Source organism: Halorientalis sp. (assembly GCF_028275115.1).
Lineage (GTDB): Archaea > Halobacteriota > Halobacteria > Halobacteriales > Haloarculaceae > Halorientalis.
Genome location: NZ_JAQCNH010000145.1, coordinates 1 through 16,044, shown reverse-complemented (window position 1 = coordinate 16,044; position 16,044 = coordinate 1). Strand labels below are relative to the sequence as shown.

Below are 16,044 nucleotides of genomic sequence, written 5' to 3'. Positions count from 1 at the left end.
TCAGCCGGAGTCCTCTAGTTTGCTGATGAAAAGCGCCAGCACCGGGATGATTTCGAGCCGGCCGATCCACATCAGGAAGATCATCAGGAGCTTCGAGTAGTTCGAGAAGTCGAGGAAACTCCCGAACGGCCCCAGCGGGCCAAAGCCAGGCCCAATGTTGCCGATGGTCGCCAGCGACGCGCTGACGGCCTCCAAGGCCGTCAGCTGGTAGCCGATTCGGGCCGAGTCGAGACTGATGAACACGGCTGCGAACCCGAAAAGCAGGATGTACAGCATCGAAAACACCAGAATCCCGCGGATCGCGTCCTCGTCGACGACGTGGCCCCCGAGCCGAACCGGCCGGACCACGTCGGGGTTAGCGGACGTGTACAGTTCCCGGCGGACGGCTTTGAGCGCGACGATCCAGCGGACGATCTTGACACCACCGCCGGTCGAACCGGCGCTCCCGCCGATGAACATCGTGAACAACAGCAGCATCCTGGCGTGGTCGTCCCACTGCGCGAAGTCCGACGTGGCGTATCCGGTCGAGTTGAGCAGCGAGGTGATCTGGAACGCGGCTTGCCGGATCGCGTTCTCGGTGACGCCGTCCGTGGTCCCGCCGAGAGCCTCGAGTGGTGGGGCGGCACCACGGAACAGCACGAACGCGAGCAGGGCCGTCAGAGCCGCGATAGCACCGGCGTAGACCCGGAATTCGGGATTTCTGAGCATGGTCTCGGCCTCGCCGCGGAGGACGTGCCAGAACAGCGCGAAGTTGACTCCCGCGACGGCCATGAACGGGATCACGAGCCACTGGACGGCCGCCGAAAAGTGGGCGATGCTGTCGGCCTGCGGGGAGAACCCCCCGGTGGGTAGCGTCGTGAACCCGTGGGCGATGGCGTTGTACAGGTTCATTTCGGGTGCCATCCCCGCGAGGTTGAGCCCGTAGAGCAGACAGATGTACAGCAGCGTAAACCCGAAGTAGATGAGCCAGAGCGCGCGCGCCGTTTCTGCGATCTTTGGCGTGAGCTTCTGCAGTTCCGGGCCGGGGGCTTCCGACTGCATCAGCTGTGCGCCGTTGACCGCCAGTTCCGGCAGGATGGCGATCATCAACACGATGATCCCCATGCCACCGAGCCACTGTGTCAGCTGTCGCCACATCAGGAGAGCGTGGGAGTGGCGGTCGAAACTGATCTCGCCCAGCAGCGTCGACCCCGTGGTCGTGAAGCCGCTCATCGACTCGAAGAGAGCGTTGATGAGGCTGGTCACGAACGCCGACGGCGACGCGAGGCTCAGGCCGACGGTCGATTGCGTCCCGAACCCGGCGAGCAGGAACGGGATCGTTCCGACGGCGGCGGCGGCTAGCCACGCCAGCGAGACGAGCAACAGCGCCTCGTTCGCTCCGAGGTCCGGGTCAGGGTCGAGCTGTTCGAGGGCGTAGCCGATAGCGGCCGTCAGCAGGAGCGAGGCGACGAACGCCCAGATATCGTCCATGTAGACGACAGCGACGAACAGCGGTATCGTCATCGTCAGCGCGAGGTATTTGACGACGGTCCCGACGAGGCTTAGACTGGCGTGCCAGTCGATTCGCCATCTCACGCGCTGGTCACCTGGAGCGCAAACATATCCATCTGATTACGCGCCGCTATCATCAATGCACCGAGACGTGGTCGAGTGGCCGCCCGAACAGCCGGAACGCTCTGGCGTGACTACCCGGCGCCGGCGAGCGCGTGGACTCAGAGTAGTTCGGTCGCGCGCTCGATGTCCGCAGTGTCGGTGAAGACGACGACGTGGTCGTCCTGTTCGATCACGGTATCTCCCCGTGGCGTTATGAGTGCGCCGTCTCTGGTGATCGCACCGACGACCAACCCGTCCGGGAGTTCCGCCGCAGACTCCTGGAGCGACCGGCCCGCGAGGATGCTGTCGGCGTCCACCTCGACTTCGAGGACCTCGGCGCGGTCACTCTCGATGATGGAGACGTTCTCCGTCCGACGGGCGCGGGTAAACCGGGTAATCTCTTCGCCCGTCGCCTCGCGGGGACTGACCGCCACGTCGACGCCCACCGTCTCGAAGAGGTCCGCGAAGTCACCGTTGTCCGTCACCGCAATCGTCCGGGCCGTTCCCATCTCCTTGGCCAGCAACGTCGCGAGGAGGTTCTGTTGGTCGTTGTCTAAGGCCGCTACCAACACGTCTGCCCGCCCGACGTCCTCGCGCGACAGGAGGTCTTGATCGGTCGCGTCACCGTTGATAACCGTCGTCTGCGGGAGGTTTTCGGCGAGCCAGCGGGCACGTTCCTCGTCGTGTTCGATCAGAATCGGATCGAATCCACGCTGTTCGAGCAGGCGGGCCGTCTGGTAGCCGATCTCCCCGCCGCCGACGATGACCACTTCGTCGGCCACCTCCTGCTGCGGCGCGATGGCCGAGCCAAACCGTCGCATACTTTCCGGACTACCGATTGCGACGAGTTCGTCGGCCCCCTTGATGACGGTCTCGCCACCCGGGATGATGGTCTCGTCGTTACGCAGAATCGCGGCGAAGGTGAGCGATTCGAACCGGTCGGACTCGCGGACCGTTGTGTCCGCGACCGGGCTGTCCTCTGGAATCTTGAACTCGGTCATCTGGACGAGGCCATCCGAGAACATGTCCACGTCCATCGCCGTCGGGAGCCCGATGACGCCGACGACTGCCTTGGCCGTCAGCAGGTCCGTACAGACCATGAAGTCGACGCCGAAGGCGCCCTTCGCGCGCTCCCAGGCCTGGAGGTAGGTCGGTTGTTTCACCCGGGCGATCGTGAAGGCGTCGCTGGCGATTTTCGCTACGCCACAGATGACGATGTTCGCTTCGTCGTCGTCAGTACTTCCGATGACCATGTCGGCGTCGGCCACGCCGGCCTCCTCGAGCGTCCCGAGGTCCGTTCCGTCCCCCTCCAACGGCAGTACGTCGAGCGAATAGGTGAGCGACTCGACCAGCTCGGCGTCCCTGTCGATGATGACTACGTCGTGGTCGGTCGCGAGACTCTCGGCGATGCTCGATCCGACCTGCCCCGCACCGACGATGATTACACGCACGGCTGATCACCGGCTTGCCTCATTGAGTCCATCTTCCTGCGGCCGACTCAAGAGAATTTCCATTCCGTCGGTCGTACTCGGAACCGGTACCGCTCGCCGCCGACGGTCCAGGCGCGAGATTTTAAGTGGGGCCACGAACCAACGTCGCGTATGCAACAGCGAGTCGTCCGCGGGACTGCGGCATCGGGTCGGCCGAGCGAGCCGTGGTGGACACGTACGCGATGGTAGACGTATTCGATCGTGTCCTCCTGCCCGTGGCGAGCCAGGAGGACGCACGGACTACCGCGATGGCGTTCAGTTCGTACGCTGCCGACAGCGACAGCGTCGTCGCCGTCCACGTGATCGAAAAAGCCGGTGGTGTGCCGGACAAGACCTCCGTCGAGCAACGCGAGCAGGAAGCCGAGAAGATATTCGCCACCATCCGGGACGAACTGGGCGACGACATCGCGACCGAAATCGCGTACGGGACCGACGTGTCCGAGACGATCTTCCGGGTCGCGGACGAGGTTGACGCGACGGCCGTCGTGTTTACCCCGCGAAGCGGGAGCCGCTGGGTCCGGTTGCTGACCGGCGACGTGGCGCTGGACCTGATCACCGAAACCGACCGCCCCATCGTAGTACTCCCCGACGACGGCGACCCAGACAGTAAGGCGAGGACGGAGAGGACAACGGACGACACCGGGACCGGCAGAGGGGTCGAATGAGCGACGAGGAACTCGCCAAGGACCTCGGGCCGCTCGCGGCGTTGACTATCGGCGTCGGGACGATGATCGGCGCGGGCATCTTCGTCCTTCCGGGCGACGCCATTCAGCAGTCGGGCTCGCTGGCCGTCGTCGCCTTCCTGATCGGCGGGGGAATCGCGCTACTGACCGCGCTGTCGGCCAGCGAACTCGGGACGGCCATGCCCAAATCCGGTGGCGCGTACTACTACGTCAACCACGCACTTGGCCCCCTCTTCGGCTCCATTGCCGGCTGGGCCAACTGGCTCGGACTGGCCTTTGCCTCGGCGTTCTACATGGTCGGGTTCGGCGAGTATATCGCAGCCATCGTCGGCCTCGGGCAGTCAGTCACGCTCGGCCCGCTCGCCGTCGACACGGTGACACTGCTCGCCGTCCTCGGCGGCCTGTTTTTTATTTCGGTCAACTACGTCGGCGCGAAGGAGACCGGCCGTCTCCAGAACGTCATCGTCGTGATCCTCATCGGAATCCTCACCGTCTTCACCATCGCCGGGGCACTCCGGGCCGATCCGACGAACCTCCCCGAGGCCAGCGGGTACGGGCCGACGATGGTCACGACCGGCATTATCTTCGTCTCCTATCTCGGCTTCGTCCAGATCACGAGCGTCGCCGAAGAGATCAAGAACCCGGGCCGGAACCTCCCGCGGGCGGTAATCGGGAGCGTTCTGCTGGTGACGGCGATCTACGCTCTCGTGTTGATCGCTATGAGCGCCGCAGTACCGCAGGGCTTCATCGCCGCCGAACAGGGCGCCGGCAACATCGTCGTCGTCTCGGCAGCCAGCGAGTTACTCGGGCCGCTGGGTGCGGTCGCAATGCTGTTTGGTGGTCTGCTCGCGACGGCTTCCTCCGCCAACGCCTCGATTCTGGCCTCTTCCCGAATCAACTTCGCCATGGGCCGTGACCGACTGATCACGCCCGCACTGAACGACATCCACGACCGGTTCGCGACCCCCTACCGCTCGATTGCGGTCACCGGCGCGCTCATCCTCGCGTTTATTATCGGCGCGAACGTCGTCGGTGGGAACGCCATCGTCTCGCTGTCCAGCACGGCCAGTTTTCTCCACCTGGTGATCTACGGCCTGCTCAATCTTGCACTGGTGGTGATGCGGACGGCTCAACCGGTCGACTATCAACCCGACTACACGGTCCCGCTGTACCCGTTCACGCCGATCGTCGGTGCGATCACCTCCTTCGCGTTAATCTACTTTATCGAACCGACGATCAGGACGCTCGGGTTCGGACTGGTCGCCGCCGCGGTCGCGTGGTACTTCGTCTACGCACGCTCACGGGCCGACAAACAAGGCATCCTCGGCCAGTACGTCCAAGAGCGGTCCGAGACGATGCCCGACTCTGCAGTCACGGCCGCCGGAAGCGTCCAGCCCGACGGCGGCCGGTACACGGTGATGGTACCACTGGCTAACCCCGAGCACGAGACCGACCTCATCACGCTGGCCAGCGCCGTCGCCAAACAACGCGGTGGGAGCGTGCTGGCCACCCACATCGTCACCGTCCCCGACCAGACCTCGCTGGCCTACGGGGCCGAACACGTCGACGAACTCGACAGCCAGTCGACCGACCTGCTGGCCGCCGCCGAGGCCGACGCCGAGACCTTCGGCGTGCCGGTCGAGACACAGACGATCATCTCACACCGCTCGTTCGAGGAAATCTTCACCGCCGCCGAGTCACACGACGCCGATCTCGTCGTGATGGGCTGGGGACCAGACGCCCACGGCTCACCGGGCCGGGCCGAGTCCGCCATCGACGAACTCGCTCGTGACCTGCCCTGTGACTTTCTCGTGCTCAAGAACCGTGGTTTCGACCCGTCGAGCCTGCTCGTCCCCACCGCCGGCGGCCCGGATTCGGACCTGAGCGCCGCCATCGCCCGGACGCTGCAGGCCGAGTACGAGTCCGAGGTGACCCTGCTACACGTCGCCGACGACGAAGACGCCGGCCGGAGCTTCCTCTCCGAGTGGGCGGCCGAGAACGGCCTCGGGGACACAGACCTCCGCGTCGAGACCGGGGACGTGGAGACTGCCATCGAGACCGCTGCCGCCGACACGTCGCTCGTGATCATCGGTGCGACCGAGGACGGCCTGTTCGAACGACTCGTGCGCGGGTCGCTCGTCCTCGACGTGGTCGACGAGGTGGAGTGTTCGGTCCTGTTGGCAGAGAGGGCCCGTGACCGCTCGCTGCTCGAACGCCTGTTCGGCTAGCGGATCCAGGTGACCAGAATCGTCCGCATCAGCCCGAGCGCATACTTGACCCGCGGCTTTTTGCTCTCGCCGTGGTCCCGCTCGGCGATGGTGACGGGAATCTCACGGATGCGAAGTCCGTTCTTGCGCGCCTCGATGAGGAGTTCGGGGGCGCTGAACTGTTCTTCGGTCAGTGTGAGGTCGTCCAGCCGTGAGCCACGGATCGCCCGGAATCCGTTCGTACAGTCGCTGATGTTCATGTCCGCCATGACGTTGATCAGCCACGTGAACGTCCGGATGCCCGCCTGTCTGACGGCTCCGTTGCCGGATCGGTCGGTGCCGGTGTACCGCGACCCGACCACGTAGTCGGCCTGGTCGTCGGCGATCGGGCCGATGAGGTTGCCGAGCTGGTCGATAGGGTGTTGCCCGTCGGCGTCGATGGTCACCACCACGTCCGCGCCGTTCTCTCGGGCGATCTCGAAGCCCGTTTTCAGCGCGCCACCCTGCCCTTGATTTATCGGGTGTTCGACGACAGCGGCGTCGGTGCGGGCGGCGCGGCGGGCCGTCGTGTCCGAGGACCCGTCGGAGACGACCAGCGGGACGACGCTGTACCCCCGGACCGTCTCGGGCAACGACTCGACGACCGGCTGGACGTTCTCGGCCTCGTTGTACGCCGGGATGACGATGCAGGCCGTCCGCTCGTCGTCGTCGTCCAGTTCTGCCTGGTCGATCGTGAGGCTCCGAGTGAGTTCGGCGATAGTGAGTTGCTGTTCGCGGAGTCGGCCGATAACGTACAGCACGAGCCCCGTCAGTAGCACCGTCGCAACCAGTGAGATGACCAGCGGCCGCCGTTCGATTCGGAGGACGTTCCCGAGCGCGCTGAACAGGTCGGGAACGAGCGCGATTACCAGGGTGCCGGCCGCGATGGCCGTTGCCACACCGAACTCGGCCTTCGAGAAACTCGTTCGGTAGCGTTTGAATCCCCAGAGAAAGATCAGGAGGGCAACGACCACCAGCACCGCCGTCAGCGTCGGGCTGTCGAGGCCAGTGGCCTGGAAGGGCGGCCGAGTCGCCAACATACGCATTAGCTCTGATTCTGCGAGAATCATTAAATGCGTTGTGTCTCGGCCCGCACGCGGGTTGTGGGCCATACCCCGTCGGTCCGGGGGGCTTAGGGAGGGTCCCAGGTACAACCGTGTCCGACTGTCGAAAGAAACGAATATGGAAATCGTCGCGGTATGCCACAGACGACATTCTCTGCGAATACACGAGTCAAGCAGACGAGCAAACGCTTGCTGATATTGAAACTGTTCAGACCGTCCGTGCGGTCTGGACTGGCGACCAGTGGGAACCGCATTTCCTCTGCGAGATGCAGAGTGACCAACCTGAAACACCCGGCGAGAGGACAGCAGGTGTTGACCTTGGTATCTGCAACACTGCGGCTGTCTCTGTCGGTGACGAGACACTGTTGTATCCGGACAACGGGTTAAGTTGAGCTACCCACCCGTAAACGGGTGGGATTCTTCAGCATGGACTCCCGTTCTGGCCGAAACCTCGGCAGGTGATTCATACTCACCGTTCACGTTCAGCGTCCCGCTGTTTAAGCGAACGCCCAAGGGTTCGCCTTCGTCGCCTCCAGTTTGGTTGCGACGAAGATACCGCAAGCCGATGTTCTTCGCAGCGTTGTAATCCGCATGGTTCTCATAACCACACTTCTGACACTCGAACGACTCACTCTCACGGTTGTCCGGGTGCGTGAACCCACAGTGTGAACACCGACGACTCGTGTTCTCAGGGTCCACTTGCTCCACGTCAATGCCGTGTTCTTCGGCCTTGTACTCGACGTACTCGTACAAGCGGTTGAACGCCCATTTGTGCCCCCACGACGCACCAGTCCGGTCACGAATATCGGTCAAGTCCTCGAACGCGATTACCGAACACTCGTGGTCACGGGCCTCAGCTACCAATTCGTTCGATATGCGGTGAAGCGTCATCTTAAACCGAGCTTCTTCTTTGCGTCCGACTGATTGCATGTTTTCGTGCGCCCACCGCGTCCCGCACTCTTGTAGGTCGCCACGGCGGTTCTCGTATTCCCGCCGCCAGTGGTCGAACTCGTCGCCAGTCCAGAACGTTCCGGTTGAAGTGATAGCAAGGTTGTTCACGCCGAGGTCAACCCCGAGAACCGTTCCGTTCTCAGTGGTTGCCTGCTCCGGCGTGTCAGATTCTACTTCCATCTTGCAGTGGATGTGAAGTTGCCATTCGCCGTGCTTCCGGTGTAGCTCTGCCCCTGTCGTCTCGTACTCGTCTGCAAAAAGGTACTCTGCATGGGGCGTGTCACTGTCTTTGTCTGGTAGTACGTAGTCGGCTTCGATTCGACCGTCTGTGGTGGCAAGACTCACGTACTCGTCGTGGAACGTTGCGGTTCGGTGGTCGTAGACGACGTGTGGCGAAGTCATTCGTGGTTTCGACGCTTTCTTGCCGTTTTTCCAGCGTGCGACCACGCTTTTGCAGGCTTCGGCGGCCTTGTTCCGAGCGGCTTGCACTAGTCCGCCGTTGAAGCCGTCGGTTTTCTCGCGTACGTCGTCGTAGGTTTCGTCGTCAAGTGTGGTTTTGCTGGTAGTGACGGACTCGCCTTGGAAAGCGTGGTCTACGACGTATTGAGCGCACCAGAGAAACGTGTCTACGGTGTCTTCGAGAAGCGCGGCATCGTTACTGTCCACGTCGAGCGCAACGGGGACAGTACGCCGCACCTCCATAGTTTATATGTAGAGCTTGCACTTATTAAACGTTGGGGAGCCGGCCTGCTACTGGAGCGTGGTTTGATTCCCAATCGTCGGCTTCATCCCACCCCTGAAGAGGTGGGTTTTCGCCTCGCACTTTTATAAGACCGGAGAACGTGGGGTTGAGGTTGAACGGGTTGGTGAGTACGAACTAGCTACGTCGATACACGGCTGAAGCCGTGGGCTTTCTCCTCGAAACAGTGTAAACCACAGTATCCCGACGTGCGGTGCGGTCGGGAGTCCTCGCCCTTCAGCTCGGGGAGGATGTCAACCGGCGTCGGCGTACCCCAGGTCCTGCAGTTGGCGCTCCACCTCGTCGGAGACATCCGTCCGGTCGACCGCAACTTCCTCGTCGCCCGCTCTCATCGACACGTCGGCGTCCCGGGCGACCAGTTTCCGCTCGAAGTCCTGCCACGCGACCGTCGCCTTCTCGTGCCAGGGTGCGACCGTCACCGCCTCCTCGGTCGCCGTCCCGGTCAGGTCGTTGCCCTGCCACGCCGTGGGTGCGTCGACTCCCGCAGCACCCGCCAGTGTCGGCCCCACGTCGAGCAGGCTCAGCCGGTCACCCGCCGTCTCGGCCCCGTCGAACACGACCGGTACCCGAATCACCGTGTCGGGCACTCGCCGACGGTACCCCTGGTGGTAGTAGTATCCTTCCTCACCGAACTCGTCGCCGTGGTCGGCCGCGAACGCGAAGATCGGGTCCTCGCTGTCGATTTCCGTGAGGACCCGCTCGATCCGGTCGTCGACCCGACTGAGGGCGTCGCGGTACGCCGACGTAATCGTCTCGCGTTCCTCGCGGGATACCTCCGAGGAACCGAACCAGTGGCGACCACCGGACGCCTCTGCCTTGCGGTCGATTTTCGAGGGGATCGCGTCGTCGCCGCTCCCGTACGGACGGTGGCTCTCCATCTGGTGGACCCAGAGGAAGCGCGGGCCCTCGGCGTCGTTGAACCGCTCGATAGCTTCGTCGATTACCTCGTCGTCGGCAGGCAGGTCGTCCATGTTGGCCGCCATCGGGTACACCCGTCGGTACACCTGCCGCACGATCTCGAACGAGCCCAGATACTCGCGGAAGCCGCTCCGCCGGTTCGACGCCGCGTTGCCCGAACCGGACATGTAGTTGTCGTAGTGGTCGAAGCCGTCGTCGAACCCGAAGGCCGGGTCGGCCTGTGCCGTCGGAACCAGTCCGACAGTGGTGTATCCCGCGGCGCTGAACGCGTCAGCGATGGTCGGGCCGACGACTCGTGACTGAACTGACGCGCGCAGCCGCGAGGACTGCATCGCCGCCAGGCTCGGCCGCGTGTAGTGGCCCGCCGTCACGCCAGTCAACACCTCGTGGTCCGCGACGAAGGACATGGCGTCCACGAAGTCCCGGCGAACCGAGTCGGCGGTCAGCAGCACGACGTCCTGCATACAGTTGCCTGAGAACGCGGGACGGGAATAATATGTCTTCCGTCTCGCGGGCCCGGCACTACCGTCGCCTGGAGCGGGCCCCCTGCGACGAATCGGTCCGAGAGTCGTCAGATATTCTCGGACGAACGCGTACCCGCCCCCGCTTTTCGGAATCGCCGACGCGAGTTCCGCGCACGAGAGGCGGGTAACCGTGGTCACGATTCCGTTCAGGAGGAAAGCCAGAAGCGCTGCCGGGCCGGATAGCCGTCCGAACTGACGTCAGCGACGAGGTCGTCCGACTGTTCCGCGGGTGAACCCGCCGGCCGACCGCGACCGGGTTCGGTAGACGGCTCCCCGCGTCCCCCGGCCGGCCCGCGAAAATCTGTCGTCCAGCGGCCGGGCACGCGACGGACGCTCGCTGTACTGCACCGGTCTCACTCCTGCGGAGAGAGACGGCGAGGCGTCTGCGTCCCGTTGTAGAGCGAGCGAACAGCAACTCCGTGGTGGTAGCGTCGCGCCAGTTGTGCGAACATCCGGCGTACAATCGAAATTGCACCGCAGAACTGCGAGTGCTCGCAGTCCGCGTCTGGTCCGGGCCAAGAACCGAGTGCAGAGCGTCATACTCTTTGCACTTCGGTCACCGTCGGCGGCGTGTCTCGCTGGTCGGCGGACACGGAACGTCACGGACGGTCTCGACGAACAGGCTGCCGGCCGGTGTCGTCGCGTGGACTCGGACGCGCTGCCCACACCGGGCGCCGGGGAAGCTAACCGTCGCCGCTTCGTCGGGCCGGAGACGGACGCGTTCGTCCTGGCCGCCAGCCGTGACGACGGCATCGAGGTGGGTTCCGTCGCCGAACCGGTTCTCAAGGCGGACCGTCAGTCGAGTGGCCGCGGTAGCGTTGCTGTCGTTCCGTTCCGGGCTGCTGGCTCTGACCACCTGTGTCTCCAGTCCCAGATACGCGGTCTCCTCGGAGGCGACGGCGACGGTCGCCGACCGGTCCGTGGTGGAGTAGTTGCCCCCTGCGGTGGCCGCACTGAGCGCGACGGTCAGACTGACGACAGCGACGACGAGGAGACCGAGGCGCCGCGCTGTCACGGGGAGCCCTCCGCGTCGTGCCCGTCGGAGACCTCCGGAGGCGGCCCCTCGCCGTCGAGGCGCATGTCCTGTCGCGCGTCGTAGACGAACACGAGCGAGGACACGAGGAACCCGGTCGGAACGGCGAGACACCACAGCGCACCCGGAATAGAAGCCAGCGGTTCGACCCCCAGGAAGGCACCGAGTCCGGTGAAAAGCCCGAGAACCGACAGGGCGGCAAAGTACGTCGCCCAAGAGATCTCCGTGTCCCCAACGGTCTCGAGATAGAGGTCGACGTCCTCGCCGGCGCTGGTGAGTGTGATCTTCCCCCTGCTGGCGTCGTACTCGACGACGCCGGCGTCGTCCAGTTTTGGCGCGTGGTGTTGATACAGTGCAGTGTGGACGGTCTTTCGGTCGTCGTAGCTGAGGTCGTCGGGTGACACCGCCTGCTCCCAGGCCGCAACCTGCGTCGACAACTCGCCCATGTCGACCCGTTCCTCGGGGTGGCGTTTCAGGTAGTGTACCACGAACCGCCGTCGCTGGTTACTCAACAACTCGAATAGATGCGCCCGGTCGAGAGCCCCGGTTCCAGCGTCCCTGTCTGTCGTGGGTCTGCCCGCATTCACGTAGTTGTTACTATCCGACGATGTTCCCATCTTTTCGACCCCACATTTAATTATTTGTAACGGACCCCAATTATCATAATACTATCGCTCGACGCACAGGTCGGTCCCCGCAGCCGGCGGACCGTGGGCGTGAAAAAAAGTATAATAGGTCGTTACGCTGTTTCAAGCGGACCCATCCGGGCCGAAATGGAGTGTAAGTCACGTGACTATCGGCCGTATAACAGTGTAGGGGGAGACCGTACCTGTGTGTGAGTACGTCAGTACTCGTGACAGCATGAAACGACGGAAGTATCTCGCAGGGATCGGATCGATTGCAGCGGGCGGTGCGTTCGCAGTGGGGACGTCCGCGTCGGTCGACGTATGGGCGAATCGAGACAGTAACGTACGCGTCGCGACGGACGCAGACGGGCTGATCGGGCTCGAGCCGGGCGATGAGAACGGTCAGTTCGCGACGACGGACGGTGGCGCACTCAGTGTCGACGTCTCGACGGGAACCGGAGCCGGTGTCAACGTAGATGCGCGAACAGTCATCGACGACATCTTCAGAATCCGGAATCAGGCCGACGACAAACAGGTGGTGTGGATCAAAGACGTGAACGACGACGGAGGTCTGTTCGGGGACGAGGGACCACTTCATTTCTTCCGCGGTCCAGTTTCGACGACGAACAACAGCGGGAACGGGATCTTGGGCGCTCGTCGCCGCGTGTTCAGCCAACTCGACCCGGTCCCGGGGACGCCCGACGCGGAGCAGCGGCTCACCATCGTCGGACTCGTGCCACCGAAGGCGAACATCGGGACAGCACCCGGCAACGCACGACTGTCCTGGATCAACGCTGGCCACCCGGTGACCGTCGTCGACAACGGGACGCCAACCATCTCCGACGCGCAGCGTCGGGCTGTCGGTGATGCCACGGAACTCAGCGGCGTCTTTTTTGATGGGACCGTGGTGGTCGGCGAGGAGAAGGGTCGATACGTCCTGATTCCCGGTGAGGAGATGACAGTCGGGCTCGCAGCCGACTTTAGCGAGTACGACGCGAACCGTAGGGACTTCGAGCTCGGGCAGGTGCTCGACGAAATTGAGATCGTCAGCCGGTCGCTCGAGGACGCACGCCAGCTCGCGCTCGGCAGCACGGAGTTCAACCCCATCTGAGTGGGGTCTCGTCGCCGAGTTCTGGCATCGAATCGTTCATACTATTCTCGCGCCTTACTGGATGCATTGTGGGAACTGGCAGTTGGGGCACACGAGCGGCGCAGGCCGGGGTCGTCGTGCTGTTGCTCGCGCTGGTCACAGGCCAACTACTCGGCCAGCCGGTTCTGTTCGCCTTCGTCGAGACCGGGAGCATGGCACCGACGCTGGACGCCGGCGACGGGTTCGTGGCCGTACCAGCGGCCGTCGCCGGGCCGGTCGAACCCGGCGACGTAGTCACCTATCGCGCGGAAACCGTCGATGGCGGTGGGCTCACGACTCACCGCGTCGTCGAGCGGACCGACCAGGGGTACGTCACACGTGGCGACGCGAATCCCTTCACCGACCAGAGCGCCGGGGAGCCGCCGGTGAAGAACGCGCAGGTAGTGGCGGTGGCCTGGCGTCCGGGCGGGTCCGTTCTCGTGCTCCCGGCGTTCGGAGCCGTCGTCGACGGGATACGCGACATCGTCGGTGGACTCCAGCGGGCCGTAGCCAGCCTCGTCGGCGCGAGTGCGCTGCTCGGTCCCAGCGGTGTCTGGTGGCTCGTCGCCGGCTTCTCGGCAGTGTTGTATCTCGTCGACCTGTTCGCGACCGAGGAGATAAGCCGCGACAGCGAGCGACGGACCGACCGGGAGAGTGGTCGCGACGCGCGGGCACTGCTCGCCGGTTTCGCCCTGCTGCTGGTCGCCGGCGCGACGGTCGCCATGGTCGCACCGGCCGGGACGACGGAGTACGAGATCGTCAGCGCCGAGTTCGAGTCGGAGCAACCGACGGTCGTCCGGGCGGGGAACGCGACGACGCTCACGCAACCGGTCCGCAACACCGGTATCGTACCGGTTCGAGTCTACGTCGCCACCGAGAGCGGCGGGGTCACGGTTCGTCCGGAGCGGTTCGCGCTCGGGTCCGGCGACACTCGTAACGTTACCGTGACAGCACAGGCACCTCCGGAGACTGGACTCTACCGCCAGTTCGTAACCGAACACCGATATCTCCTCGTCTTACCGTCGTCCGTGCTCGATACGCTGTACGCAACCCATCCGTGGCTGCCCCTGCTCGCGGTCGACGCGGTAATCGGCGTCGGGTTCTACCTTCTCGGGCGGGTCGTCGTCGGTCGTGGCCGGGTCGCGATTCGGAAGTACGAACGCGACAGCCCCTCGGGCGGACGGTCGCTGTTTCGCAAATGAGAGACTCACACCCACAAGATTAACGTGAGTATACTCGTTGAGCATGGACGATGACGCGAGCGGTAGTAACTGATGAGTGATGCAGACGGGCTCGAACGACGGCTCCGACTCCGGCGGGCACTGTGGAGTCGGCGGATGCTCGTCCTCGTCGTGCTGGTCGGGTCGGTGTTCGTCGTCGCCGGAAGTTCGCTGCTCGTGACGGCGTACGTGACACCGGGAGCGACGACCGAACAGCGGGTGACCGAAACGTGGAGTCGGTCGGGGACGTTCAGCCACAGCGCGACTGTGACGGAGCCGAACCCGGCATACGACACCGGGACGGTCCTGCGCGACCGCTCGACCTATCTTCGTCCGATCGCACCACGAGTGAACGTCACGTACGGCGTCGGCTACCGGGCGAGCGAGACCGGCCGTGTCGAGACAACCGTCGATCTTCGACTCGTCCGGCGGGCGACCGACGGTAACGGTGGCGTCCTGTGGGAGGTGGCGGAGCCGCTCGCGACGGCTAACCGGACGCTCGGGCCCGGCGAACGCCTCAGTGTCCCGGTGACGCTGGGCGTCGCGAGTGTCGCCAACCGGACTCGGAACCTGTCGGAGCGACTCGGGGGCGGGGGCGCCGAGACGACCGTGGTCGCCGAAACGCGACTCGACGGCCGGGTAAACGGTGAACGGGTCGACCGCCGATTCACCCACGAACTCACGCTCGGTCGCGGTGGCGACACGTACAGCCTCTCGGGGCCACAAGAGCAGAGCAGGCCGTTCCCAACCCGCGAGACCGTTACTCGTGAGCGCCAGTACAGCCTGCTGTACCGGGCCGGTGGCCCGTTGCTCGTCGTCGTCGGTGGTGCCGGCATCGTCGGGCTGTTGCTCCTGCGCCGTGGCGGTCGGTTCAAGCTCAGCCGGGTGGAGCGGGACTGGCTCGCGTACCGCGAGGACTACGAAACCTACGAGGGGTGGATACACACGGTGTCGCTACCCACAGAAGCCGATTCGCTCCCCGAGGCGGAGGCGGCGACGCTCCGTGACCTCGTCGACGTCGCCATCGACATCGAAGAGACGGTCATCGAACCGCCAGACGACGACCGGTTACACGTCGTCGACGACGAGTACCGGTACGTGTACGAGCCACCGCGTCCCGACTCGGCCTCGAACCGAGCAGTCGACGTCCCCGACTCACAACCCGACTCTGAGGGCGGTCGAACAAATGAGACTGCCGACCGGTGAGAGCGCTGGTTCCCGGCGGCGAACGGTGACCGCCGGTGCCTCGGTACCTGTCACGGCTGCGATAATCCGTCGACCAGTTCGTGTATCACCACGGTCGTCGGAGTCTCGTCTATGGAAACTATCGCTCGACAACAGGCCGTCGGCCCGGCATATCGTCTGGACTGGTGGTCGGAGCGAGCACACGACGCGTTTCTACGGCGAACACCTGCGGAAGTGGTGCCGACAGTTCGGTTCCACCTCGAAGTACACAGTCGCGCCAACCACGCGCGGGCCGAGTCGGTCCGGAAGCGGTACCGGGTCGTGTTCACTCGATTGTCGGGGCGGCGACGACCGCACGTTCGGCGACGGGGAGTGGTCGGACGAGACCGGCCGTGTCCCCCGAACGTTCGTCGGAACTGTCGACGAGAGGAACGGGCAGGTGTCGACGCGAGCGAACTCACCGCCTGAGCCGGGCGTTCGTATACATCGATGGGGGCCTCACTCTCAGGTGGGAGCTGTCTCTCATCGAACGTCGAAACTGCGGTTTGCCGTTTCATTTCCCGGTCCGGAGTTTCCGCCGACGGGTCTGCATCCCGAAGCGGTTCGCGTGCTTTGAGACGTC

General features: G+C 64.2%; 12 protein-coding genes. 5 read left to right on the top strand and 7 right to left on the bottom strand.

What is annotated here, in order from left to right; genetic code table 11:
• On the bottom strand, positions 1–1,575 hold the full coding sequence (locus Q0964_RS17635; RefSeq protein ID WP_299270417.1) for a TrkH family potassium uptake protein: 1,575 nt from the start codon (positions 1,573–1,575) through the stop codon (positions 1–3).
• A gap of 137 nt (positions 1,576–1,712) precedes the next feature.
• Positions 1,713–3,044, bottom strand: coding sequence for a Trk system potassium transporter TrkA (gene trkA, locus Q0964_RS17630; protein ID WP_299270414.1), 1,332 nt, complete (start codon positions 3,042–3,044; stop codon positions 1,713–1,715).
• 221 nt (positions 3,045–3,265) lie between these two features.
• Here trkA and Q0964_RS17625 point away from each other — a divergent pair, with 221 nt between their 5' ends.
• Entirely contained in the window at positions 3,266–3,748 is a 483-nt protein-coding gene (locus Q0964_RS17625; RefSeq protein WP_299270411.1) for a universal stress protein, read from the top strand.
• Positions 3,745–5,994: an amino acid permease gene (locus Q0964_RS17620; protein ID WP_299270408.1), complete on the top strand. Its 2,250-nt coding sequence runs from the start codon at positions 3,745–3,747 to the stop codon at positions 5,992–5,994. Before Q0964_RS17625 ends, Q0964_RS17620 begins: the two co-directional genes overlap by 4 nt.
• Here the strand turns inward: Q0964_RS17620 and Q0964_RS17615 are convergent.
• The 5 genes from Q0964_RS17615 to Q0964_RS17595 all read right to left on the bottom strand — a co-directional run bounded on the left by Q0964_RS17615 (position 5,991) and on the right by Q0964_RS17595 (position 11,879).
• Positions 5,991–7,058, bottom strand: coding sequence for a glycosyltransferase family 2 protein (locus Q0964_RS17615; protein ID WP_299270405.1), 1,068 nt, complete (start codon positions 7,056–7,058; stop codon positions 5,991–5,993). The two genes, Q0964_RS17620 and Q0964_RS17615, sit on opposite strands and share 4 nt — an antisense overlap.
• Positions 7,059–7,469: 411 nt before the next feature.
• A complete protein-coding gene (locus tag Q0964_RS17610; RefSeq protein ID WP_299270402.1) occupies positions 7,470–8,729 on the bottom strand; it encodes an RNA-guided endonuclease InsQ/TnpB family protein in 1,260 nt (419 codons plus the stop codon).
• A 291-nt stretch (positions 8,730–9,020) separates the two neighbouring features.
• A complete protein-coding gene (locus Q0964_RS17605; protein WP_299270400.1) occupies positions 9,021–10,169 on the bottom strand; it encodes a sulfatase-like hydrolase/transferase in 1,149 nt (382 codons plus the stop codon).
• 616 nt (positions 10,170–10,785) lie between these two features.
• Positions 10,786–11,244 (bottom strand): hypothetical protein, encoded by a 459-nt coding sequence (locus Q0964_RS17600; RefSeq protein WP_299270398.1) that lies wholly within the window; start codon positions 11,242–11,244, stop codon positions 10,786–10,788.
• Positions 11,241–11,879, bottom strand: coding sequence for a DUF7344 domain-containing protein (locus tag Q0964_RS17595; protein WP_299270396.1), 639 nt, complete (start codon positions 11,877–11,879; stop codon positions 11,241–11,243). The genes Q0964_RS17600 and Q0964_RS17595 overlap by 4 nt, the downstream gene beginning before the upstream one ends.
• A 244-nt stretch (positions 11,880–12,123) precedes the next feature.
• On the opposite strand from Q0964_RS17595, the gene Q0964_RS17590 reads away from it, so the two are divergent.
• From Q0964_RS17590 to Q0964_RS17580, 3 genes are all read left to right on the top strand, one after another.
• Positions 12,124–12,999 (top strand): hypothetical protein, encoded by an 876-nt coding sequence (locus Q0964_RS17590; RefSeq protein ID WP_299270393.1) that lies wholly within the window; start codon positions 12,124–12,126, stop codon positions 12,997–12,999.
• Between the two features lie 68 nt (positions 13,000–13,067).
• Positions 13,068–14,219 carry a signal peptidase I gene (locus tag Q0964_RS17585; protein ID WP_299270390.1) on the top strand — a complete coding sequence of 384 codons (1,152 nt, stop codon included), beginning with the start codon at positions 13,068–13,070 and terminating at the stop codon, positions 14,217–14,219.
• A 72-nt stretch (positions 14,220–14,291) separates the two neighbouring features.
• Positions 14,292–15,443 carry a DUF5305 family protein gene (locus tag Q0964_RS17580; protein ID WP_299270388.1) on the top strand — a complete coding sequence of 384 codons (1,152 nt, stop codon included), beginning with the start codon at positions 14,292–14,294 and terminating at the stop codon, positions 15,441–15,443.
• Positions 15,444–16,044: the final 601 nt, after the last annotated feature.